Origin of the sequence: Lentzea sp. NPDC004782 (genome assembly GCF_040609115.1) — a bacterium.
Lineage (GTDB): Bacteria > Actinomycetota > Actinomycetes > Mycobacteriales > Pseudonocardiaceae > Lentzea.
The window spans coordinates 55,964-78,448 of sequence record NZ_JBEXJN010000007.1 but is presented as its reverse complement, the minus strand read 5'-3'; the positions used below and the strand labels follow the sequence as shown (position 1 = coordinate 78,448).

The following is a 22,485-nucleotide window of genomic DNA, read 5'->3' as shown; positions in this document are numbered from 1 at the left end:
CTACGACCGGGCCAGGCCGTCCTCGATCGCCTTGATGATCGCCGGCCGCAGCTGCGCGGCCGAGATGATCGCGTCGACCGAGCCGACCTCGACCGCGCGCTGCACGCTGTGCACCCGGTCGAACTCGGCGGCCATCTCGTTCAGCTTCTCCGTCCGCACCGACTGACGGGTGGCCACCAGCTCGGCGGTCAGCGCGGCGCGTTCGGCGCCCGAGGCCTCGGCCACCGAGGCCTCCAGCTTCTTCACGCGCGGGTCGTTGGCCGTGCGGCCGTCGACCTCGCGGGCGAACACCACGGCCGCGGCGGGCGCGCCGCCGATGACCGAGGCGAAGGAGCCCTCGACCGCGAGCACGGTCATGGACGGGTTCAGGGCCTTCGAGAAGACCACGAACGCGCCGCCGTGGTAGCGCGAGATCACGGTGAAGACGATCGGGCCGCGGAAGTTCACGATCGCGCGGCCGATCTCCGCGCCGTACTCCAGCTGGAGCTCGCGCATCGACTCCGGGGAGCCGTCGAAGCCGGACAGGTTCGCGAGCACCACGAGCGGCCGGTTGCCCGAGGCCGCGTTGATCGCGCGGGCCGCCTTCTTCGACGACTTCGGGAACAGCGTGCCGGCGGTGTAGGTGTCCGGGCCGTCGGTGGGCGGGAAGCCGGTGCGGGCCACGCCGCGCGACTCGATGCCCAGCAGCGTCACGGGAATGCCGCCGAGGTGGACGTCCTGGACGACCGCGGTGTCGGCCTCGGCCATGCCCGCCCAGCGCTCCAGCACCTCGTGGTCCTGGTCGGACAGCGCGCGCATGACCGTGCGGATGTCGAACGGCTTCTTGCGGTCCGGGTTCGCCTCGATCGAGAAGATCTCGCCGACCGTCTTGAACGGGCTGTCGCCGGCGTGGTGCGGGTAACCGGAGACGTCACGGTCGGACGGGTCCGAAGTGGACACCCGGCGCGGGCCCGACTCGCCCGGCGCGATGTAGCTGTGCTCGTAGTGCGCCAGCAGGACCTCGAAGGCGGACCGCAGGTTCGGCGCCCAGTACTGCGCCTGGCCGTTCGGGCCCATGACGCGGTCGTAGCCGCCGATGCCGTAGTTGTCCTCGGCCGAGACACCGCCGGAGAAGTCGAGCGCCTGCTTGCCGGTCAGCACCATCGCGCTGTCCGGGGTCATGACCAGGATGCCCTTGGTGTGCATGAGCATCGTGGCCTCGGCGTTCCAGTACGGCTGGGCGCCGACGTTGATGCCGTTGACCACCACGTTGATCTCGCCACCGGCCTGGGTGAACTCGACGATCCGCTTCAGCGCGGCCGCGACCCAGTCCATGTTCTCGACACCGGAGCTCATCGAGATCTTCGCGCCGGACGACAGCGAGAACCACTCCAGCGGAACGGACAGCTCCTCGGCCAGGTCCAGCGCGTGGATGACCCGCGAGCACTCCGGTTCGGCCAGCGCGCCCAGCGACTTCGTCGGGTCGCCCAGCAGGACGACGCGCTTCATGCCCTCCGGGTGGGCCGGGGTCGGCGTGGTGACGACACCGACGACGATGCCCGCCTTGTTGCCACCGCGCGGGCGGTCGACCGGCACCAGAGCGCCGTCGACCAGGTCGTGCTCCACGAAGGACCCGCCGTCGCCGACGAGCATGTCGACCAGCTCGTACGGGTAGATCGTGCCGCGCGACTGGGCGCGCAGGACGTTCTGGCGGTAGTCGTCGAGCGGCTGGATCGGCTCGGTCGGCGGCTGCACGAACGAGAACGAGACACCGGCGCCCGCGTCGTTGGCGATCCGCACCCCGATGTCGGTGAGCTCACCGGTGGTGGCGTCCTTGCGCCGCGCCAGGAACAGTACCTCCTCCAGGTCCAGCCCGGTGGTGGTCGGCAGCACGCGGGTGGCGACCGCGTCGAGGTCCTTCGAGGACAGGTCGGTCGGCGGCCACGCGTACAGCACGACCCGGTTGGTCGCGAGGCGAGTCCGGCCACCGGCCTGCGCACGAGCCCGGCGGATGCCGTCCAGGCAGGTCGCGAGCACGTCCTCGGCGGCGGGCAGGGCGACGATCCGGCCGTCGTCGTCGCGCAACGGCGTCAGGTCGCGGACCTGGCCCAGCGCCACCAGACGCTCGTCGGACTTGTTCGCCTTGGCGACCGCGCGGAACAGGTAGACGTCCTCGTCCAGCGACGGCAGGCGGGTGAGGTCGAACTCGCGCAGCCGCTCCAGCTGCATGCGTTCGGCGATGCGCGGGTGCAGCCCGCGCACCAGCCTCTCCTCGGCGAACCCGTTGGACGACGGGCGGAAGGTGAAGTGGTGGTGCATCGACTCGCCACGACGGCCCGCGACCGTGGTGGTGATGCGGGTGATCGTCGGCGGCAGCTGGTGCGCGGCCAGGACGGCACCCAGACCGGCGGCCATCTCGTCCTGGTCGGACGGACCGTCGGCCCAGTTGACGTAGAGGTCCGCGACGACCGCGCTGCCGTTGCCGTGCTTGACGACCTCGCCGACGGCGTCCGACAGCGACGGGAACTCCACCGCCGTCGACACGAGACGGGTCTGCTCCGGCTCGTTCTCCGCGATGAAGAACGCACCCGAGACGCGCGGGTTCGCCAGCGCCTTCTTGGTGTAGTAGCGGCGGGCCAGCACCTCCAGCAACGGCGTGTTGTCCGCGCCGGGCTTGCCGATGCGCTGCCCGAGCAGCCGCACCAGCGGTTCCGCCGACGCCACCATCGCCGCGATCCGCTCCTCGCGGTCGGCCGCCTGGGGCTGCGCGTCGAGGTGGATCAGGTGCCTGCGGACCTCGCTGTGCACGCGGGCGCGGTTGCGGCGCACCAACGGCTGCGCGAACCACGTGAAGACGACGCTGCGGGCGAGATCCGCGACCGCCGGGTAGCGGACCTGCGTCGCGGCGACGATGTGCTCCAGCACCAGGCCGACCTGCACCCGCTCGGCCTCGACCGGCGGCGCCTCCTGCACCCACTGGCGCAGCAGCGTCGTCGCGACGGCCGCGTCGAACACACCGCGGCGCAGCGCCACGAAGATGCGGAAGACGGCCTGCTCCAGCTCCGGCGTGCGGTCGAGCTCGGTGATGCCGTAGTGGCCGATCACGTTGCGCAGGCGGGCGCGGAAGCCCTCCGGCAGTCCGGCGCGGTCGGCGTCGAGCGTCTTCAGGTAGGTGTGGAAGTGCTCGCGCGGAGAGTGGATGTGGTTCTCCGGCTTGGTCTCCTCACCGGCGGGACGGTTGCGGGAGAGGTCGCACAGGTCGGCGAAGATCCCGAGCAGCTGGGCCTCGGCGACGAGCGGCCGCTCCAGCAGGTCGTGCCGCGCGCCCATGTAGTTCGACAGCACGCGCTCGGTGTCGGCGGCGGTGGTGTCGAAGCCCAGCAACAGGTTGCGCAGGTCGTCGAGACCGCGGGCGACGAGCTCCTCCGGTGAGACGTCGGTGCGCGGCGCGGGCAGCTCCAGCTCGACCGGGGGCTCGGACTTCTGCACCTCGACGGCTCCGGAGGCGTCCTCGATCTCCTCCAGCCGCAGCAGCGCCCCACCGGCGGGCACCTGGGTGCCGACGACGACGTTGAGCTCCTTCAGCCGCGCGCGGAACGGCGCGCGCAGCACCGTCTCCATCTTCATGGCTTCGAGCACCAGCACCGGTGCGCCGGCCTCGACCTCGGCGCCGACCTCCAGCGGGGTCGCGACGACCAGGGCGGGCATCGGCGAGCGCAGCACGCCGCCCTCGTCCCGGGTCACGCGGTGGGTGACGCCGTCGACCTCGACCTGGTGGACCGGGCCGGACGTGCCGGTGACGACGCGGAACCGCGTGCCGTTGACGGTGATCGTGCCGACGTGGTGGTCGAACCGCTCGACGTCGACGTCACCGGTCAGGACGTTGTCCGAGTCGGCTGCGGACACCCCCACGCGGTACTTGGCGGCACCGACGCGGGCCACGTTCACGACGTAGGACTGGCCGCGCAGCACGAACTCCAGCTTGCGCGCGCCCTCGTGGTTCGTGCGGGGCTGGCCGCCGCGGGCCGACGCCAGCAGCTGGGTGAGGTTGAGGTGCTCCTCGTCCTCGTAGACCTCGATACCGGCGGCCGCGAGCGCGATCGCGGAGTGGCGGTGCGAGATCAGGCCGCCCTCGGCGCGGACCCGGTCGATCCACGACGTGTCGGCGGAGCCGTCGATCACGGCGGGCTCGTCGAGCAGGTCGAGCACGAAGCTCTTGTTGGTCGTGCCACCCTCGATGATCACGGTCGTCTCGGCCATGGCGCGGCGCAGCTTGCCGAGCGCCTCGTCGCGGTCGCGGCCGTACGCGATGATCTTCGCGATCATCGAGTCGAAGTCGGACGGGATCTGCGAGCCCTCGGCCACACCGGTGTCGACGCGGATGCCGGGGCCGGCGGGCAGCTCCAGCCGAACGATCGTGCCGGGGCACGGCGCGAAGTCGCGGTCCGGGTCCTCGGCGTTCAGGCGGGCCTCGACGGCGTGGCCCTGCTCGACCGGCTTGGGGCCTTCGAGCCTGCCGCCGCCCGCGACGTGCAGCTGGGCCTTGACCAGGTCGAAGCCCGTGGTGATCTCGGTGATCGGGTGCTCGACCTGCAGGCGGGTGTTGACCTCCAGGAACGCGAAGAGCCGCTCACCGGGGTGGTAGAGGAACTCGACGGTGCACGCGCCGCGGTAGCCGACCGCGTTGGCGAGCCGTTCCGCGGACGCCTTGAGGTCCTCGACCTGCTGCGGTTCGAGCACGCAGGAGGCGGACTCCTCGATGATCTTCTGGTTGCGCCGCTGCACCGAGCAGTCGCGCACGCCCAGCGCCCACGCCGTGCCCTGCCCGTCGGCGATGACCTGCACCTCGACGTGGCGGGCGCCGGTGACCAGGCGCTCCAGGAACATCACGCCGGAACCGAACGCGCGCTCGGCCTCCAGGCTGGTGCGCTCGAACGCCTCCTCCAGCTCCTCCGGCGAGGTGATCTTGCGGATACCGCGGCCGCCACCGCCTGCTGTCGCCTTGAGCATCAACGGGTAGGTGACCTCCTCGGCCACCTTCAGCGCGTGCTCCAGGTTCTCGACGGCACCGCGCGACCACGGCGCGACGGGAACGCCGACCTCCTCGGCGATCAGCTTCGAGCCGATCTTGTCACCGAGCTTGCGCATGGCCTCGGCGGACGGGCCGACGAACGTGACGCCGACCTGCTCGCACAGCTCGGCGAACTCGGGGATCTCGGCGACGAAGCCCCAGCCGACCCACGCGGCGTCGGCCTTCGTCTCGACGAGCGCCTGCTCCAGCACCTTCAGGTTGAGGTACGGGCGGTCAGCCGCCAGGCCGAGGTTGTAGGCGAGGTCGGCTTCCCGGACGAAAGGCGCGGACTTGTCGACATCGGTGTACAGGGCGACGGTCTCGATCCGTTCCCCTGACTCGGCGGCGAGCTCACGGACGGCGTGGATCAGCCGCATTGCGGCTTCCCCGCGGTTGACGATCGCTACACGACTGAACAACGACTTGACTCCTCGCGGACGCACAAACCTCAGCGGCAGTCGCCGCCCAATCGATGTACACACTCTCGTCTACTACCCGGTAGGAAAACCGCTAGATCGAAGCGAGTTGAGCAGCGTGGTTTGTATGAAACCAACAAGCAACCAGGTCCTCGGCACAGGATCACTTGAGCCCGTGGCCCAACTCACGGCCAGGTTCGCCCGACCTGCGACCAGCCGGTCGCGGAGGCGACCACGAGCGGTAGCGCCGTGATCACCACCGCGGACACGTCATGCCTGTGGAACGCGGAGCACGGTGCCGGGCTGGATCACGTTGGGGTCAGTGATGACGTGCGGGTTCGCCCGGACCAGCCGGGTGTAGAGGTTGCCGTTGCCGTAGAAGTGCGCGGCGATGGACCACAGCGTGTCACCCGGCTGGACCACGTACTCCAGGTAGACGCGGTAGCCGGGCACGATCCGCGGCCCGTACACCACCGGCACGATGACCTTGTCGAGCTCGGCACCGTCCTTCGGTGACGCCCAGAAGACCTCCACGTAGAGCCGGTCGAGCGCGAACGACGCGCCGGAGGTGTCCACGCTCACCTGGAACTGGCCGTGGCCACCCCCGCCGTCGCCGGCCGTGAACCCGCCGGTGACCTCGTCGTGCCCTTCGTGGATCCGGTAGCTGAACTGCGCCTCGAACGCCCCGCCCGCGGTGCCGCCGATCAGGATGTGGCTGCCGACGAGACCGAGCGCGCGGGGTTGCTGAACATCGATGGACATGGCGTCCCCCTTCCACCCGTGTAGTCGTGGGGCGGGACGGGGCCGTTGCCCCGGGTCACCCCGGTGGCGCAACGCCCGAGTGGTGGAGGACGGAGTCGAACCGCCTTTGCGCGTGGCTCCCGTTTTACAGACGGGCGGGGCTCCGCAGCCCCATCTCCACCATTGTGCGAATTCCGTTTTTCAGGCCGCTGATCTGCGGTGATGCGACAACCTTGGGGGTTCTCGAGGCCTGGGCTCAACCGATTATTCGAAACGCGGCCCGGGGCGCGGGCGATATCTCGGACGTGAAGGTGGTGGGGCGGGGCCGCGAGCTCGCGATGCTGCGGTCGTGGCTGGCGGCGGACGCGGGCAGGCTGGTGCTGTGCGGCGGCGAGCCCGGCATCGGCAAGACGAGGCTCGCCCAGGAGCTGGCCGGGCACGCGCTCGCGCTGAGCCGCGAGGTCGTGTGGGGGCACTGCGTCGAGACGTCGGGGGCACCGGCGTTCTGGCCGTGGCGGCAGGTGCTCAGGGCCGCGGGCGCCGACCCGGACGCGGTGCTGGCCCACGACGCCGAGGTGCCGCAGGACAGGTTCCGGGTGTTCGACGCGGTCGCGTCCGCGCTGGACCGCGACGGGCTGGTGATCGTGGTCGAGGACGTGCACTGGGCCGACGAGGCGTCGTTGCTCGTGCTCGCACACCTCGCCACCCAGCTGCGGAACGTGCTGATCTTCGCGACGTTCCGCGACCCGTGCCCGGCGGTCGCGGACCTCATGCGCTCGGCGGTCCGCATCGACCTGCACGGGCTGTCCGCGGACGAGGTGGCGGAGCTGACCGGACCGGAGCACGCCGCCACGATCACGGACCTGACCGGCGGGAACCCGTTGTTCGTCACGGAGATCGCCCGCGCGGTGCAGGACGGCACGTGGCGCCCGGACCAGCCGCCGCGCAGCGTCCGCGACATCGTCACGGCACGGCTGGGCCGGCTCGGTGCCGACGCCCGCGCGCTGATCACGACGGCGGCGCTGATCGGCCGCGACTTCGACGCCGACCTCGCCGCGGCGGCGTCCGGCGTGCCGATCAGCGCGCTGGACGAGGCCACGACGTTGATCGACGCGACGGGCCACCGGTTCGTGCACGCGCTGACCCGTGACGCCGTGGAGGCCTCGATCGGCACCGCCGAGCGCCGCGCGATCCACCGCCGGATCGCCGAGGCGATGACCGGGAGCCGGCACTACGCCGAAGTCGCCCGGCACTGGACCGCTTGTGGCGAACCGGGAAAGGCGCGGGACTGGACGATCCGCGCGGCCCAGGACGCGGTGCGGCGGCTGGCCTACGAGGAGGGCGCACGGCTCTACCGAACTGCATCGTCCATTGAGGACAGTTGCGAGGTGCAGGTCGCGCTGGGCCGGGCCGCCTACTTCGCGGGGGACCTCGCCGGGTGCGTGCGGGCCGCCCAGCGCGCCGCCGAGCTGGCGCGGACCCCGGAGCAGGTCGCGGAGGCCGCGCTGGTGCTCGAAGCCGCCCCCGGTGCCGGGGTGAACGCGGTGGCGACCCCGTTGTGCGACAACGCACTCCGCCTGCCCGTCAGCCCCGCCACCCGTGCCCGGCTGCTCGCCCAGCGCAGCCACCTCGCGTTCTACCGCGGCGAGCAGCACCGCCTCGACGAGCTCAGCGGCGAGGCGCTCGACCTGGCCCGGCGCAGCGGCGACGACCGCGCGCTCGCCGAGGCCCTGCACGCCCGGCAGGAGGCCTGCCCCGGTCCGGCCGGTCGCGCGGAACGGCTCGGGCTCGCCACCGAGATGATCGGCCTGGCGCACCGCACGCGCAGCCCGCGCGGTGCCATGTGGGGGTCGCTGTGGCGGATCCACGCGTTGATCGAGAGCGGCGAACTCGCGGCCGCGCAAGAGGAACTGCCCGCGTTGCGGCTGGCGTGCGAACGCGTCGGCGGCGAGGTGCCGCGGTGGCACCTGGAGGTCGTGACGGCGTGCCTGGCCCAGGCGCAGGGCCGGTTCGCCGAGGCGCGCGAGGTCGGCCGCAGCGCCTACGACCGCATGCGGGTGATCGAGCGCGAACCGGCGTCCGGTGCGTACTTCGCGTTGCAGTGCGGGCTCGCGTGCCACCTCGGCCCCACCGAGGACGGCCTGGCGCTCGCGCGGCACTTCCACGACCCGCCACCGCGGTTCCGGTTGATGTCGAAGCTGACGCGGGCGTTCCTGTTGCTGCGCGCGGGTTTCCGCGACGAGGCACTGGAGTGGTACCGCCGTTGCGGCCCCATCGGCGAGTGGGACCTGCCGGCGTTCTTCGTGGTGCCGGGCCTGGTCGACGCCGTGCTCGTCACGTCCGGTCTGGGGCTGCTCGACGACCTCGCGGAGATCCTGCCCAGGCTGGAGGTGTTCCGCGGTGAGCACGCGGCCGGCAACGGCGTCGCGTACATGGGTCCGGTCTCGCTCGCGCTGGGCCGCGGCCACCTGGCGCTCGGGAAGCTCGACCTGGCCGTCGCCGACCTCACCACCGCGGTCGACGAGGCGGCACGCGCGGGCGCGGCGGCGTTCGCGGCCGAGGCCCGCTGGCACCTGGCGTCCGCGTTGCGTGGTTTGGGCGAGGATGCCGATGCCGTGCAGCGCGCCGCCGACCGCGCGATCCGTGCGTTGGGCATGACCGGCTTCACGACGGTCGACCTGAGCAGTCGCGAGCACGAGGTCGCGAGCCTCGTCACCGAGGGCCTGACCAACCGGCAGATCGCGCAGCGCCTGGTGATCTCGGAGCGGACCGCGCAGAACCACGTCCAGCACATCCTCACCAAGCTCGGCTTCAGCACGCGCAGCCAGATCGCGGCGTGGATGAGTACCCACCCGAGTACTCCGGCGGATGGCCCACCAGCGCGAACTCCCTAGTTTTCTGAGCCACACGACCCCAGGAGGAATACCATGTGGCTCACCATCGCTACCCCGCCCGTGCACTCGCTCGACAAGCTCGACAAGGTCATGGGCTCGGTCACCCCGGACGGCCTGCGCGCCCGCTACGCCTGCCAGACCGACGGCAAGTTCCAGATCATCGCCGTGTGGGACTCGGAGGAGCACGCCGAGCGGTTCTTCCACGAGACCCTCGGCCCGGTGCTGGCACGCGTCCTCGGCCCGGAGCCCTCGGGGGCGGGCGGCTTCCACCGCGGCATGGAGGTGCTGCGGGAGTTCATCCCGGCCAACGCCGGGTAACCGGCTCGCATGCGACCAGTACAACGAGCTTCGGCGGTGGTCGGCGCGGCGTTCCTGCTCGTCGGGGTGCTCGGGTTCGTCCCCGGGATCACCACGCACTACGACGAGCTGCGCTTCGCCGGCCACTCCGGTGCCCTGCTCCTCGGCCTCTTCGCGGTGTCCGTGCTGCACAACCTCGTGCACCTGCTGTTCGGGATCCTCGGCCTGCTCGCCGTGAGGCTGCCCGGCACGGCACGGCTGTTCCTGATGGCGGGCGGCGGCCTCTACGTGCTCCTGTGGGTGTACGGCTCGGCGATCGGCGAGCACACCCGCGCGAACTTCCTGCCGGTCAACACCTCCGACAACTGGCTGCACCTGGGCCTCGGCGCCGCGATGATCCTGCTGGGCATCGCCGTGACCGCGGCCGAACGCGCGCGCAGCGACTCCCCCGTCAATTGAGCGTCGCGATCGAGATGTTCAGCGCGCCCGCGAAGCTCACCCACGCCAGGTAAGGCACCAACAGCATCGCGGAGACCCTGCTGCGCCACGAGAACACGGCGATCAACGCGACGATCGTCAGCCACAGCAGCACGATCTCCGCGAACGCGGCCTCGTACCAGCCGAGGCCGAAGAACAACGGCGTCCACAGCGCGTTCAGCACCAGCTGCACGCCGAACAACGCCAGCTCCGGCCGGGTCGCCCCGCGCCGCCACGCCAGCCAGCCGGACACCGCGATCAGCCCGTACAGCACCGTCCACACCGGACCGAAGAGCCAGGCGGGCGGCGCCCAGTCCGGCCGCCGCAGCGCCAGGTACTCCGCGCCCGCGGAGAGCGAGAACAGCGACCCGACCGCGGCGGTCACGACCACCGCGGCGAGGAAGACGAACAGCACGCGCACGGGGTGGTGGCGCAACGGCAACGCGGTCATGAGGTACTCCCGGCAGGCAGGGCGCGGACGATGGCGAGCACCGTGGCACGGCTGGGGGCCGCCCGTTCGGCGTCGTCGAGCAGGGACAGTTCGTCGGCCAGCACGGCCTCGCGGATCGCGTCGAACCGGCCGGGCAGCTCCCGCCGCAACGCCTCCACCAGCCGGCCCCGCAGGGCACGTCCGGCGGGGTCGTCGGAGGGCAGCACCCGCCAGTGCGCACGCAGAACGCGCTCGGCCACGTCGTCGCCACCGACCGCCCACAGCAGGCGGATCATCCGGTCGGCGAGGCTCACACCGAGCAGTCTAGATTCGATTCAAAATCGTTTCAACGGCGGTGGTGAGCGCGTCCACCCGCTGGACCTCGCCCGGGAGCGGCACCGCGTCCCAGCCCGGCCCCGCGACCAGCACCGGAGTGCCCTCGAGCCGGTCCAGCGGCACCTGCTCCGCATACACCCGATCGTGGGCCCACACGAACACCACGCGCGGCTTCAGCCGGCTCGCCGCGCTGACCAGCGCCGCGGCGGGCACGCGGGCACCGAGGTTGCGTGACGCGTGCCCCCGCTCGGCGAGCGCGGCCGCCAGCACGTCCAACGGCAGGCTGTGCTGCTCGTCCGGCGCACACGCCAGCAGCACCGCGGGCTCCCCCAGCGCCACCCCGGACACCCGCATCGCGTCGGAGATGCTGCCGCTCGCGACGTGCTCGACCTCGACCCCGCAGGAGGCCGACGAGACCCGCTCGCCCAGCTCGACGAGGAACGGCATCAGCACCGCGTCCCACGTGTGCACGACACCGTGGCGGGCGATCAGGCTCACGGCCACCCTGCGCATCCGTGCCGCGTCGAGCTGGTCGGCGGCCGCCCAGAAGTCGGGGTCACCGGCCGGGGTCAGAGACGCCGCCGCCGACGCGGGCGCGACACCGGACTCGGTCAGCTCGACCATGCGCTTGAGCCGCGCGACGTCGTCCTCGTTGTAGCGGCGGTGCTTGCCCTCGTGCCGCGTGCTGGGCCCCAGGCCGTAACGGCGGTCCCACGTGCGCAGGGTCGTCGGCGAGATGCCGAGCATCCGCGCGACCGCTCCGGCACTCCACTCCACCCGCTCACCTCCGCTGCAACGATCCTGAATCGTAATGCGCGCCGCCGCTGAGTACGCGGGGAGCTTTCGTTCACTCCTAGCGCACGCAAGGACCCCACGTACCTCAGCTCACCGCCACCGATCACTGCCCCAACCCGCCCAACCCCGAACGCACGCGGGGAGCTTTCGTTCACTCCTTGCGCACGAAAGGGCCCCGCGTGCGGCAAAGAAGGCGGGGGTCAGGCGGTGTTCAGGCGGCGGCGCTGGTCTGCGTCCAGGGGTAGGTCGAGGGCGGCCAGGCACTCGTCGAGCTGGGTGACCGAGCTGACGCCCAGTACCGGCAGGACCGGCGGGTCACCGCCCAGCAGCCACGCCAGCACGACCTGGTTCGGCGTCGCGCCCAGCTCGTCGGCCACGTCGTTCAGGACTGCCAGCCGCCGCCTGCTGTCCTCGTGGTCGTACTGCTCGGGCAACGGCCGGTCGGACCGCGTGTACGCGCCGGAGAGCAGCACCGAGTAGCCGAGCACCGTCAGGTCCGGTTCCGAGCGCGCGTAGTCGAGCATCTCGTCGCTGATGTGCGGGTTGGCACCGAACTCGGCACCGGGGCGCGGCCGCAGGTAGGTGTGGCGCTGCTGGACGCAGGTGAACCCCGGCAGCCCCTGCGCGTGAGCGATCTCCCTGGCCTGCGCGACCCGCCACGCCGCGTGGTTGCTGCACCCCGTCACGCGGACCAGGCCGTCGGTGACCAGCGAGGCGAAGGTGGCGACCGTGTCGGGCAACGGTGTGCGGCGGTCCTCGATGTGGGCGTAGTACACGTCGACGTGGTCGGTGCCGAGGCGGCGCAGGCTGGCCTCGGCCTGCGCGCGCACGACCTCGTGGGAGAGGCCCTCCGCGTGTTCGGGCCAGGCGGCACCCGGCGGGTCGGGCAGCGCGCCGACCTTGGTGGCGAGCACGACCCGGTCGCGGGCCTTGCGGGACGCCAGCCAGCGGCCCAGCAGTTCCTCGCTCTCGACCCCGGTTCCGCCGGGCACCCAGAACGAGTACGTGTTCGCCGTGTCGATGAACGTGCCACCGGCGTCGAGGAACCGGTCGAGGACGGCGAACGCGCGTTCCTCGTCGACCGTCGTGCCGAAGTACATGGTGCCCAGGCACAGCGCGCTCACGCCGAGCCCGGAGCCGCCATCGGACAGCATCCGGGTTTCCACGTCTTCTTCCCCCAGGAAAAAGCCTCGGACCGTCCGGATCGGACGGTCCGAGGTGGACGAACTACTTCTTCTTGCCGGAGAACAACTCCTTGAGCTGCGTGCCGCGCCGGCGCAGGCCCCACTTCGTCACGCGGATCAGCGCCTCGCGGACGATGTTGCCGCTCATCTTCGACTCGCCGAACTCGCGCTCCTGGAACGTGATCGGCACCTCGCGCACGCGGAACCCGAGCTCCAGCGTCCGCCACAGCAGGTCGATCTGGAAGCAGTAGCCGGCGGAGGCGACCGAGGCGAGGTTCAGCTTGCGCAGGGTGTCCGCGCGGAACGCCCGGTAGCCGCCCGTCATGTCGCGGATGTTCGCGCCCAGCGCCAGTCGCGAGTAGAGCGAGCCGCCCAGCGACAGCAGCTTGCGCTGCGTCGGCCAGTTCACGACCTCGCCGCCGGGCACCCAGCGCGAGCCGAGCACGAGGTCCGCGGACGGCAGCGCGTCGAGCAACCGGTGCAGCTGCTCCGGCGCGTGCGAGCCGTCGGCGTCCATTTCGCACACGACGCCGTAGTCGCGTGCGAGCGCCCACTGGAAGCCCGCGACGTACGCGGCGCCCAGGCCGGCCTTCTCGGTGCGGTGCATCACGTGGACGCGCTCGTCGGCGGCGGCCATCTCGTCGGCCAGCTGGCCGGTGCCATCGGGGCTGCCGTCGTCGACCACCAGCACGTGCACGTCGGGCAGTGCCGTGTGCAGTCTCTTGACGATCTTTCCGATGTTGTCCCGCTCGTTGTAGGTCGGGATCACCACCAGCACCTGCCCGAGATCGTGGTCAGGCTGCTGCGCCATTCGAGTCCTTCCGTCGTCGGATGAGGCCGAGCGCCAACGCGGCCAGGCCCGCAGCGGTCAGCACCCACTCGGGCCAGGCACCCAGCCAGGTCGCCAGCGTAGTCTGTGACCGCAGCGGCAGTGTCGCGACCAGGGCTCCCGGTTCGAAAAGCCCAGTCTTCTGAGTGACGGAACCGTCGGGCTGCACGATCGCGCTCACCCCCGACGTGGCCGCCACGACCACGGCCCGGCCGTGCTCCACGGCACGCACGCGCGACATGGAAAGCTGCTGGTAGGTCATCTCCGTGTAGCCGAACGTGGCGTTGTTCGTCGGGATCGCGATGATCGTCGCGCCGGCCTTCACGGAGTCGCGGACGACTGAGTCGAACGCCACTTCGTAACACGTGTCCAGCGCGACCTTCGCGGGCCCCATGACGAAACCGTCCGGGTCCGAACCGGGCTGGAAGACGCCCGCGCGGTCCACGGTGGACGTGAACAGCCGGAAGAACGACCGCATCGGCATCGTCTCGCCGAACGGCTGGAGCTTGCGCTTGGTGTAGGTGTCGGTGGGCCCCTTCTCGGGGTCCCACAGCACCATCTGGTTGCGCGGCAGCCCGTCGCGCCGGTCGATCACCACGGCGCCCACCGCGATCGGTGCCTTGATCGCCTTCGCGGCCGTGTCGATCACCGCGGCGGCGTCGGCGTTGCGGAACGGGTCGATGTCGGACGAGTTCTCCGGCCAGATCACGACGTCCGGCTGCGTCACCTTGCCCGCGGCGACGTCCGCCGCGAGTTCGATCGTCCGCTTGGCGTGGTTGTCGAGCACCGCGCGGCGCTGGGCGTTGAAGTCGAGCCCGGCGCGCGGCACGTTGCCCTGGATGGCGGCGACCGTGACGGTCCCGGCGGAGGCGTCGGCCCCGACCGGCACCACGAACCCGACCAGCAGCGGCACCACGACCAGCGGCAGGCCCAGCTTCCAGTTCCTGACCGACCAGAACAGCCCGAACCCGGTCAGCACCACCGCGAACGACACCAGCGGCGCGCCACCGAGCGACGCGAGCGGCAGGTACCAGCCCTCCGGCTGCCCGAACGCGATCTTGCCCCAGGTGAAGCCACCGAACGGGAACACGCCGCGCAGCGCCTCGTCCGCCACCCACAGGCACGCCGCCCACAGCGGCCACCCCGGCACCCGCGAGACCGCCGCCATCGCCGTCGTGCCGATGGAGATCATCAGCGCGCACGCCAGCGCCAGCGGCAGCCACGCGATCAGCCCGACGAACTCACCGGTCCACCGCAGCAACGGCACCATGAACCCGAGCCCGAACAACAGCCCGTAGCCGAACCCGGCCCGCGCCTTGCGGCCGTGGAGCGTCCACGCCAGCAACGCGAACCCGACCGGCGCCAGGAACCACAGCGGACGCGGCGGGAAGCTCAGGTAGATCAACGCGCCGCCGCCGACGGCGAGTGCGGCGCGCAACAGCACCGGGCTGCTCAACCGTCGTCGGCGAGCGGGCAATTCCGGCGATTCCGGCGCGATGGGGGGTGCTACCACCCGATCAGCCTACGAGGCCAGGAGTACACAGGACGTATGACCTACGTGGATCTTGTCCTCGAAAAGCTTTCCACGGATGGCGATCGCGAGGCGCTGGTCGGCGGCGACACCCGCCTCACCCGTTCCCAGGCCCGCGACCTGCTGTTTCGACTCGCCGACGGGCTTGTCCGGCGCGGGGTGAGGCCCGGCGACGGTGTGGCGGTGTACGTCGGCAACACCCCCGAGGCCGTCCTGCTCAACCTCGCCGTCCACCTGCTCGGAGGGCGGCTGGTGTACGTGCCGCCGGAGCCCGGTACCGCCGAGCTGAAGGCCCTGATCGAGCGCGCGGACGTCGCCGCGGTGGTGGTCGACCCGTCGTTCGGCACGCAGGTCGACGGCTGGCACCTCCAGGACCTCCCCGGCAACCCGGTCGAACGCGACCCCGCGCCGGAGTTCGCGACGGTCTTCTACACGGGCGGCACGACCGGCCTGCCGAAGCTCGCGGTGCACCCGTCCCGCAAGACGGGGCTGTGGGAGACGCGCGCGAGCCTGCCCCCGATGAACCTGCTCTCCAACACCCTCATCACCCACGGCAGCGGTGCCGGCGCGACGATGACCGCGTTGCTCACCGGGTCGAAGCTCGTGCTGGGCCCGTCGACGTTCGACGCGGACACGTTCGTGCGCCTGGCCCGCGACGAGCAGATCAACATGACGATCTTCGTGCCGCCGATGATGTACGAGGTGCTCGACCACCCGGACTGCCCCGGCCCGCAGTTCCACGTGATGGTCGGCGGGTCGCCGCTCGCCCCGAAGCGCCTGCGGCAGGCGATCGAGAAGTGGGGCCCGGTCGTCAACCAGGGCTACGGCATGACCGAGGCCCACGCCATCACGATGATGCCCGCCTCCGAGGTCGACCTCGACCGTCCGGACACCCTGCGCACGGTCGGCAAGCGCAACCCCCTCACCGAGGTCGAGATCCGCGACGGCGACGTGTGGGTGCGCGGTCCGTTCGTCATGGAGGGCTACTGGGGTGAGCCGCCGTTGAGCGAGACCAGCGACGGCTGGTTCAACACCGGCGACATGGGCTACTTCGACGACGAGGGCTACCTCTACCTCAACGACCGCAGCAAGGACGTCATCGTCACGGGCCGGACGTCGGACAACGTCTACTCACGGCTGCTTGACGACTTCGTGGTCACGCTTCCCGGTGTCCGCCAGGCGGCGGCGGTCGCGCAGCCGGATGACGCACTCGGCGAGGTGGTCCACCTGTTCCTGGTCACCGACGGCTCGGATGTCGATGTCGACAGGATTCGTGCTTCGGTTGTCGCCGAACTGGGCGAGCTTTACCAGCCCAGGGGCGTGACGATCGTCGATCAGCTGCCTCTGACGAAGGTGGGAAAGGTCGACAAGCGCAAGCTTCGTTCCCAGTTTCGGTAAGGTTCAGGGCAAACCAGGAGGTGACGGATGCCCCGTCCAAGCGTGGAAGCCGAACGCAAGGCGCAGATCCTCGCGTCCACCTGCAAGGTGATCGCGGCCACCGGCTTCCGTCATCTCCGGGTGTCCGACGTCGCCAAGGACGCGGGCGTCTCCGGCGGCACGGTGCACTACTACTTCGAGACCAAGCGCGAGCTGACCGACGCCGCGTTCGAGCACTGCTTCGAGCAGTCGGTCAGCCGCCGCCGCTGGATCCTCGAGTCCGACGAACCGCCGTTGTCGCGCCTGCGCATGGTCGTCGAGTCGTACCTGCCGGAGGGTGCGGAAACGGTCGAGGCGTGGAAGGTCTGGGCCGAGCTGTGGGTCGAGGCCATCCGCAACCCCGAGCTGCAGGAGCTCAACGAGCGCTTCTACGGCGAGTGGCGCGACATCGTGGCGAGCATCTTCCGCGACGGCCAGGCTTCCGGCGACATCCACAACTCCGGTGACCCGGTCGAGCTGGCGAACATGATGGTCAGCATGCTCGACGGCCTGGCGCTTCAGGTCTTGGCGGGCTCGAAGGCCATGACCGTGGACGCCATGCGCACCACCTGCCTGAGGTTCGTCGACCAGCTCTCCACGGCGCCGGTCGGGTAGCCGAGCCCGCTCGTCAGCAGGCACAGCACGATCAGCAACGCCACCGGCGTGCGCGTGAAACCCAGGAACAGCAAGCCTTTCGGCACCGGCACGGTCTCCGCGAACCGCTGCGCCTCGCTCAGCAGCAACCCGGCGAACATCAGGAACACCACCGCGAGCGGCAACGTCCGGCCGATCGCGGCCACCACGACGAGCGACCCGCTCGCGACGAGCACGAGCGCCGCCGTGAACCACCAGTGGTGCGGCGAGTGCCACGGCCCTTTGGCCGATCGCGCCATCAGCCAGTCGCCGAACAGGATCGCGATGGTCGTGAGCACCAGCACCCGCATCGCGGTCAGCACGCCCTGGCCGTCGGGTTCGTAGGCCATCGGCACGTAGGCGACTCCGAGCGCGACGAGCGGCGTGACCGCGAGCCCGCGCGCCACCCGCAGCACCGCCGGCCGCTGCCGCGCGTCGGGCCGCATCGCGACCCTGGCCCTGGCCCGCTCGGCCTCCCCGATCTTGGACCGCGCGGCCTCCGCGTCACCCTGCTCCCACACCACCCACACCAGCCCGAGCGCCACGACCACGCCGAGCACCACCGCGTACCCGGTCAGCTGCCGCGGCCCGTAGACCCAGCCGACGGCCCCGACCAGCACGCACAACCCGAGCCGGATCAACGACCCCAGCTCCGGCCGCGCGCTGCGCCAGGTCTTCTGCGGCCACGACGTGAGCACCAGCCGCCGCATGACGAACCAGACGCTCGCGCCCAGCGCCACGGCCGCCGTCCACATCGCGAGCCCGACCCCGGGCTGCCGCAACGACCTCGTGTCCCCGAACAGCAGCACGGCCGTCACGATCGCGACGACGGTGGCCGGAATCCTGAGGCGCCCCAACGCCCACAGGTGCTCGCGCACCCACCGGTCGCGGTTGCGCCAGGCCGACTCGGCGGCGATCAGCGCCAGCAGCCCGAGCGCCCCGCAGCCCACCGGGCTGCCCGCGAGCTGCGACAGCGCCAGCACGGCGATCGGCACCGCCCGCGGCACCGGGCTGTCCGCGAGCGTGAGGCTGCGCAACGGCGACGGCTGCGCTGTTCGTTCCTTGGTCCTGAGCCACTGCCAAGCACGCCAGAGCAGTGGGACGTACACCGCCATGAAGACCACGTCGACAAGGAGATTGACGTTCATCTCGGCTCCCCAAGGTTCGGGACAACCGTGACGTCGCAGGTCAGAGCCTCGGGGTTACCTGCTGTAACACGTCCGGGTGAAATCAGGGTTCGTCCCCGATGCAACACGTGGACCAACAGGCGCATTGTGGGTATATGACCACGACAGTCGCATTGAGCAGGCCCAGGACCAACCGGATGATCGCGGGTGTGTGCGCGGGACTCGCCCAGCGCTGGGGCATGAAGGCGGGCACCGTGCGCCTGCTGTTCCTGCTGTCCTGCCTGCTGCCGGGACCGCAGTTCGTCGTCTACCTCGTGCTCTGGGTGATGATCCCCGACCGCGGCTACTGACCGATCACCACCACCCGCGCCCAGTCGGGCGGTGAGTCCGGAACGTAGTCGGGATCGTCCTCGTTCGCCTGGCTTTCTCGCGGGAACAGCCCCACGACCGTCCGGCACGACGGTCTCGTGTCAGGCCAAGGGGTTTGCCCGTCGGTCAGGGCGACCACGACGTCCGGTCTCGTGCGCAGCGCCTTGGCGAAACCGGCGCGGAGATCCGTGCCGCCACCGCCCACCAGCGGGATCCCTTCCGCACGGCACAACGGATGGGTCACGTGGGCGGCGGCGTCGCACGACAGCACCGAGACCAGGTCGCGCCGTCCGCCGACCGCGCGGACGATCGCGGCGATCTCCAGCAGCGCACTGCCCAGTTCGGCGTCGCTCACCGACCCGGAGGTGTCGACGATGACGACGACGCGGGGCGGCCGCCGCCGCAGGCTCGGCAGCACGACTCCGGGCAGGGCGGCGGACCGGCGTGAGGGCCGGCGGTAGGTGTAGTCCTCCCCCGCGCCGGGAGCGGAGACGGCGGACCGGACCGCGGCGCCCAGCAGGTCCCGCCACGGTTGCGGCGGGTGGAACGCTTCTTCCGCCCACCGCTTCCAGCCCTTGGGGACGCTGCCGGGAAAGGCCGTGATCCCCTGCGCCACCCGGAACCGGACGGCGTCGCGTTCGGAGTCGCTGAGCCCGTGCGCGCCGTCCGGTCCGAGGTCCCAGTCCCGTTCCAGCCCGTCGGCGCCGCTGCCGCAGTCCAGCCAGGTGAACGCGTTGGTGTGCGGGCCGAGCCGGAACTGGCGCAGGTAGTCCTCCATCAGCTCACCCGGCCGCAACCTGAGCAGATCCGGCAGGACGGCACCCTCCGGGCAGGCCAGCCCGTCACCGAACACGTCGTCGTTGATCTCGCAGTCGGCGGCGATGTTCATCCGCAGCCGCTCACCCGGCCCGCTCAGCTCGTGCGCGACGGCGAACCGGTCGCCGCGCCCGTGGTGGTCGCGCAGCAGGTGGGAGACCTCGTGCACCCACACCCCGGCGAGCTCCTCCACCGGCGTGCGGTCCACGAACCCCGGCGAGACGTAGCAGCGCCAGTGCCGGTCCACGGCCATCGTCGGGACCTGCCGCGACTCCACCACGTGCAGCGCGAACAACGCCGTCGCCAGGTAGGGACGGCACCGGACCGCGTGCAGCCGCGCGGCGAACAGCTTCTCGGTGTCCATGATCACGCGGCCACCACGCGACCGGCCCGCTGCCCCACCGAGATCGCCCCGGCCAGCTGCTCGATCTGCTCGGGCACCTGCCAGTCGTCCCGGCGCAGCGCGGCGAGCGTGGCCGCGGGAACGACCACGAGGTCAGGTGCCCCGGTCTGCAGTGCCAGCACCAGCAGTGACCACGCCGCGTTCCAGCGCGCCTCCTCCGGCCGCTTCCGCACCGCCTCCACGACCCCGTCGAGCACCACCTGACGCAGGTCGCCGCGCTCGGGCAGCACAGCGTCCGCCGGGTTCGCCAGCAGCACCTCCGGGTCCGGCAGGTCCATCCGGTCGAGGCTCGCCAGCAGCTCCAGGCCGGGACCGTCCCCCACCGCGCCCCGCACCAGCACCGACAGCACCTCCCGTTCGGTGCCCGCCGCGGTCGCGAACGCGATCAGCCGCAGCGCCACGTCCCAGCTGCGCGGCGACGGCCAGGCGCCACCCCGGCGCACCTCGTTCTTCGGCAGCTGGTGCACGAGTCCCGGCCGCGCGGCCAGCAGCCCGCACACCGCCCGCCGGGCGAACGCGACGGAGTCCGGCAGTCGTTCCGGATCCAACCGCGGCAGCTCCGCCTTCGGCCACGTGCCGCCGAGGCCCCGCACCACCACGTCGTGGTCGTGCTTCCACTGCAGATGCACGAACCGGTTGGCCAGCGGCGGGCTCAGCTCCCAGCCGTCGGCGGCGGACGACCGAGGGTTGGCGGCGGCCACGATCCGGACACCGGGCGGGAGCTTCAGGGCACCGATCCGGCGTTCCAGCACCACGCGCAGCAGCGCGGCCTGCACGGCGGGCGGCGCGGTGGACAGCTCGTCCAGGAACAGCAGCCCGTGGCCGGCTTCGACCAGGCGCACGGCCCAGTCGGGCGGGGCCATCGCCACGCCCTGCGTCGCGGGATCGTCGCCGACCACGGGCAGACCGGCGAAGTCGGAGGGTTCGTGCACGCTGGCGATCACCGTGGTCAGCGGCAGTTCGAGCGCGTCGGCGAGCTGGGTGAGGGCCGCGGTCTTGCCGATGCCCGGCTCGCCCCACAGCAGCACGGGCAGGTCGGCGGACACGGCCAGGGTCAGGGCTTCGAGCTGGGTGTCGGTGCGTGGCTCGGTGGTGGTGTCGCCGAGCAGGGCGAGGAGGTCGGCGGCGGTGGCCAGTGGGCGCGCGGAAGTCATGTATGCGTTCACCTTGGGGTCGGGTCGGAGCGCTTGCGAGGTGGATGAAGGGCGCCTTCATCGACGTCAGGTGGATGAAGGCGCCCTTCATCCACCTGACGTCGTGAGCGCTCAGACGTCAGTAGAAGAGGGGTTGGCGCTGGCGAGTGCGTCGGCTCGGACGGCGAAAGTCCTTTGTGGACGGAGGAGGGCAGGTGCCGGCCAGTCCCGTGCGGTACAAGCCGTGCGCCACCTTGCGTTCCGCCGCCGTCTGCAGCTCGTCGCGCAACGCTCCCTCACGCAGGAGAGCGTCCGGTCCGAGCAGCTCTTCGACGACGGCTAGGGCACCGGCGGTGTCGCCGTGGTCGAGCCGGGCGCGCACGTCCACGAGGTTCTCCGGCTGCCGGTGTGCCAGGTCGATCTTCTGCAGGCACGGCAGCGGCGTACCGCCCAGCGCGGCCAGCAGCTCCTCGCGCCGGATCTCGGCGGGGTCGTGGTCCAGCGGGACGAGCACGCCGTTCACGATGCCGATCCGGTGCGTGGCGCCACGGCAGTCGACGAGACGCGAATCCGTTGCGGTGCCGGGACTTCGCGACGTTCCGGCCGCGAGCGCCGACGCGACCAGCGGGTGCAGGCGGTCGGCGTCGATCAACCCGGCGTGCAGCAGCTCGACGTCCGGCGGCAGCCAGGTCGACGCGTCCGGCAGCTCGACCGGGGCACCGGGCGCGTCCGGATTGAGGATCAGCCGGCGCCGGGCGCCGAGCCGCACGACGACGGGTGCGTCGGCGCGCAGCAGCACCGCCTCGGCCAGCCAGCGGATGGCGGGGTCGTCGTCCGGACTGCCGGACCGTTCGCGCAGCTCAGCGGTCCTGCGCGCGTCCCAGAGGTGGCGGTGCAGGTCGAGGCGGAAACGCCGGCTGGGATGCGGATGGGGATGCCCTCGCGCGCCCGACAGAGGGCTGGCCGGATCCCACAGCGCGAGGCTGATCCGCTGACCGGCGTCCGCCCACGCGGGCGGTGTGCGCGCCACGAGGTGCAGAGAGCCGTACCGGGCCAGGGACACGGTGAGGCCGGGGCGCAGCAGGCCGTCAGGGCTGATTCGCGGGAAGTGCCAGCGCAGCAGGTCGGGAGCGAGCTGACGGAGATCGGCGCGGACCATTGCCACGCACTCGCTGCCGTGGGTGCGTCCCACGGCACGCAGGTTCAGATCCACGTCGACCCGCGCGGCAGCGCAGGCCCCGGACCAGTCGCCCACCGCACGGCGGGCGGTCGCGGACTCGATCATCGACGTCGGCACGGCGAACGCGCGCACGTGCGACCAGAAAGTGAGGCGGGAGTGGTCGTTCGCGATCCGGTGGTGCATCAGCACTCACCTTTGGCGAACGAGACCCCCGATCTGCTCCAGGAGGTGATCATCGCCGCAACCGTAGCACCGAGCGCAAGTGCCTTTCAGGCGTTCACGAGGCGAAGGAAAGCCTCCCACGCCTTCGGGCTCACCGGCACGTGGGCGACGGGCGCCTTGGAGTCCCGGATGCCGATACCGCGCCCGACCTCGACGCAGTCCTGGTCGGTCGGGCTGTAGCTGCTCTTCCGCCACTCGGCCATCCG

The 22,485-nt window shown here is 71.3% G+C and carries 19 protein-coding genes and 1 tRNA gene; 6 read left to right on the top strand and 14 right to left on the bottom strand.

Translation table 11 applies throughout. From position 1 onward, the window contains the following. From ABZV40_RS08790 to ABZV40_RS08780, 3 genes are all read right to left on the bottom strand, one after another. Positions 1-5,469 (bottom strand): carboxyl transferase domain-containing protein, encoded by a 5,469-nt coding sequence (locus ABZV40_RS08790; protein WP_355437666.1) that lies wholly within the window; start codon positions 5,467-5,469, stop codon positions 1-3. A gap of 267 nt (positions 5,470-5,736) precedes the next feature. Further along, complete coding sequence (locus ABZV40_RS08785) at positions 5,737-6,228, bottom strand: Gmad2 immunoglobulin-like domain-containing protein (protein ID WP_355437664.1); 492 nt, start codon at positions 6,226-6,228, stop codon at positions 5,737-5,739. Between the two features lie 80 nt (positions 6,229-6,308). Then, positions 6,309-6,389 (bottom strand) — tRNA-Tyr (locus tag ABZV40_RS08780). A gap of 123 nt (positions 6,390-6,512) precedes the next feature. On the opposite strand from ABZV40_RS08780, the gene ABZV40_RS08775 reads away from it, so the two are divergent. The 3 genes from ABZV40_RS08775 to ABZV40_RS08765 are packed head-to-tail and all read left to right on the top strand — an operon-like array spanning position 6,513 to position 9,857. Further along, positions 6,513-9,101, top strand: coding sequence for an AAA family ATPase (locus ABZV40_RS08775; RefSeq protein WP_355437662.1), 2,589 nt, complete (start codon positions 6,513-6,515; stop codon positions 9,099-9,101). Positions 9,102-9,134: 33 nt separating this feature from the next. Continuing rightward, the gene (locus tag ABZV40_RS08770; RefSeq protein WP_355437660.1) at positions 9,135-9,419 is read left to right on the top strand and encodes a hypothetical protein; all 285 of its coding nucleotides are present in this window, start codon (positions 9,135-9,137) and stop codon (positions 9,417-9,419) included. Between the two features lie 9 nt (positions 9,420-9,428). Beyond that, positions 9,429-9,857 carry a DUF4383 domain-containing protein gene (locus tag ABZV40_RS08765; protein ID WP_355437658.1) on the top strand — a complete coding sequence of 143 codons (429 nt, stop codon included), beginning with the start codon at positions 9,429-9,431 and terminating at the stop codon, positions 9,855-9,857. Here ABZV40_RS08765 and ABZV40_RS08760 read toward each other — a convergent pair. The 6 genes from ABZV40_RS08760 to lnt form a co-directional block, all read right to left on the bottom strand. After that, the gene (locus tag ABZV40_RS08760) at positions 9,850-10,326 is read right to left on the bottom strand and encodes a TspO/MBR family protein (protein WP_355437656.1); all 477 of its coding nucleotides are present in this window, start codon (positions 10,324-10,326) and stop codon (positions 9,850-9,852) included. The genes ABZV40_RS08765 and ABZV40_RS08760 overlap by 8 nt on opposite strands. Further along, the gene (locus ABZV40_RS08755; RefSeq protein ID WP_355437654.1) at positions 10,323-10,619 is read right to left on the bottom strand and encodes a hypothetical protein; all 297 of its coding nucleotides are present in this window, start codon (positions 10,617-10,619) and stop codon (positions 10,323-10,325) included. The genes ABZV40_RS08760 and ABZV40_RS08755 overlap by 4 nt, the downstream gene beginning before the upstream one ends. Before the next feature lie 10 nt (positions 10,620-10,629). After that, positions 10,630-11,418, bottom strand: a complete 789-nt coding sequence (locus ABZV40_RS08750) for a MerR family transcriptional regulator (protein ID WP_355437652.1) — start codon at positions 11,416-11,418, stop codon at positions 10,630-10,632. A 218-nt stretch (positions 11,419-11,636) separates the two neighbouring features. Next, positions 11,637-12,602, bottom strand: a complete 966-nt coding sequence (locus tag ABZV40_RS08745; protein WP_355437650.1) for an aldo/keto reductase — start codon at positions 12,600-12,602, stop codon at positions 11,637-11,639. A gap of 61 nt (positions 12,603-12,663) precedes the next feature. Beyond that, the gene (locus ABZV40_RS08740) at positions 12,664-13,431 is read right to left on the bottom strand and encodes a polyprenol monophosphomannose synthase (protein WP_355437648.1); all 768 of its coding nucleotides are present in this window, start codon (positions 13,429-13,431) and stop codon (positions 12,664-12,666) included. Further along, complete coding sequence (gene lnt, locus ABZV40_RS08735; protein ID WP_355437646.1) at positions 13,415-14,962, bottom strand: apolipoprotein N-acyltransferase; 1,548 nt, start codon at positions 14,960-14,962, stop codon at positions 13,415-13,417. The genes ABZV40_RS08740 and lnt overlap by 17 nt, the downstream gene beginning before the upstream one ends. A 36-nt stretch (positions 14,963-14,998) precedes the next feature. Here lnt and ABZV40_RS08730 point away from each other — a divergent pair, with 36 nt between their 5' ends. Together ABZV40_RS08730 and ABZV40_RS08725 are read left to right on the top strand one after the other, a co-directional pair. Further along, entirely contained in the window at positions 14,999-16,378 is a 1,380-nt protein-coding gene (locus tag ABZV40_RS08730) for an AMP-binding protein (RefSeq protein WP_355437644.1), read from the top strand. 27 nt (positions 16,379-16,405) lie between these two features. After that, positions 16,406-17,011 carry a TetR/AcrR family transcriptional regulator gene (locus tag ABZV40_RS08725; RefSeq protein ID WP_355437643.1) on the top strand — a complete coding sequence of 202 codons (606 nt, stop codon included), beginning with the start codon at positions 16,406-16,408 and terminating at the stop codon, positions 17,009-17,011. Here the strand turns inward: ABZV40_RS08725 and ABZV40_RS08720 are convergent. Continuing rightward, entirely contained in the window at positions 16,915-18,177 is a 1,263-nt protein-coding gene (locus tag ABZV40_RS08720; RefSeq protein WP_355437641.1) for a hypothetical protein, read from the bottom strand. The two genes, ABZV40_RS08725 and ABZV40_RS08720, sit on opposite strands and share 97 nt — an antisense overlap. A 134-nt stretch (positions 18,178-18,311) precedes the next feature. On the opposite strand from ABZV40_RS08720, the gene ABZV40_RS08715 reads away from it, so the two are divergent. Then, positions 18,312-18,506 (top strand): PspC domain-containing protein, encoded by a 195-nt coding sequence (locus tag ABZV40_RS08715; RefSeq protein ID WP_355437639.1) that lies wholly within the window; start codon positions 18,312-18,314, stop codon positions 18,504-18,506. On the opposite strand, the gene ABZV40_RS08710 is transcribed toward ABZV40_RS08715, so the two are convergent. The 4 genes from ABZV40_RS08710 to ABZV40_RS08695 all read right to left on the bottom strand — a co-directional run bounded on the left by ABZV40_RS08710 (position 18,500) and on the right by ABZV40_RS08695 (position 22,482). Beyond that, positions 18,500-19,705, bottom strand: coding sequence for a VWA-like domain-containing protein (locus tag ABZV40_RS08710; RefSeq protein ID WP_355437939.1), 1,206 nt, complete (start codon positions 19,703-19,705; stop codon positions 18,500-18,502). The genes ABZV40_RS08715 and ABZV40_RS08710 overlap by 7 nt on opposite strands. Positions 19,706-19,707: 2 nt before the next feature. After that, positions 19,708-20,898, bottom strand: a complete 1,191-nt coding sequence (locus ABZV40_RS08705) for a MoxR family ATPase (RefSeq protein ID WP_355437637.1) — start codon at positions 20,896-20,898, stop codon at positions 19,708-19,710. A 118-nt stretch (positions 20,899-21,016) separates the two neighbouring features. Then, positions 21,017-22,240 (bottom strand): hypothetical protein, encoded by a 1,224-nt coding sequence (locus ABZV40_RS08700; protein ID WP_355437635.1) that lies wholly within the window; start codon positions 22,238-22,240, stop codon positions 21,017-21,019. 86 nt (positions 22,241-22,326) lie between these two features. After that, on the bottom strand, positions 22,327-22,482 hold the full coding sequence (locus ABZV40_RS08695) for a DUF397 domain-containing protein (RefSeq protein WP_355437633.1): 156 nt from the start codon (positions 22,480-22,482) through the stop codon (positions 22,327-22,329). Between the last annotated feature and the right edge of the window lie 3 nt (positions 22,483-22,485).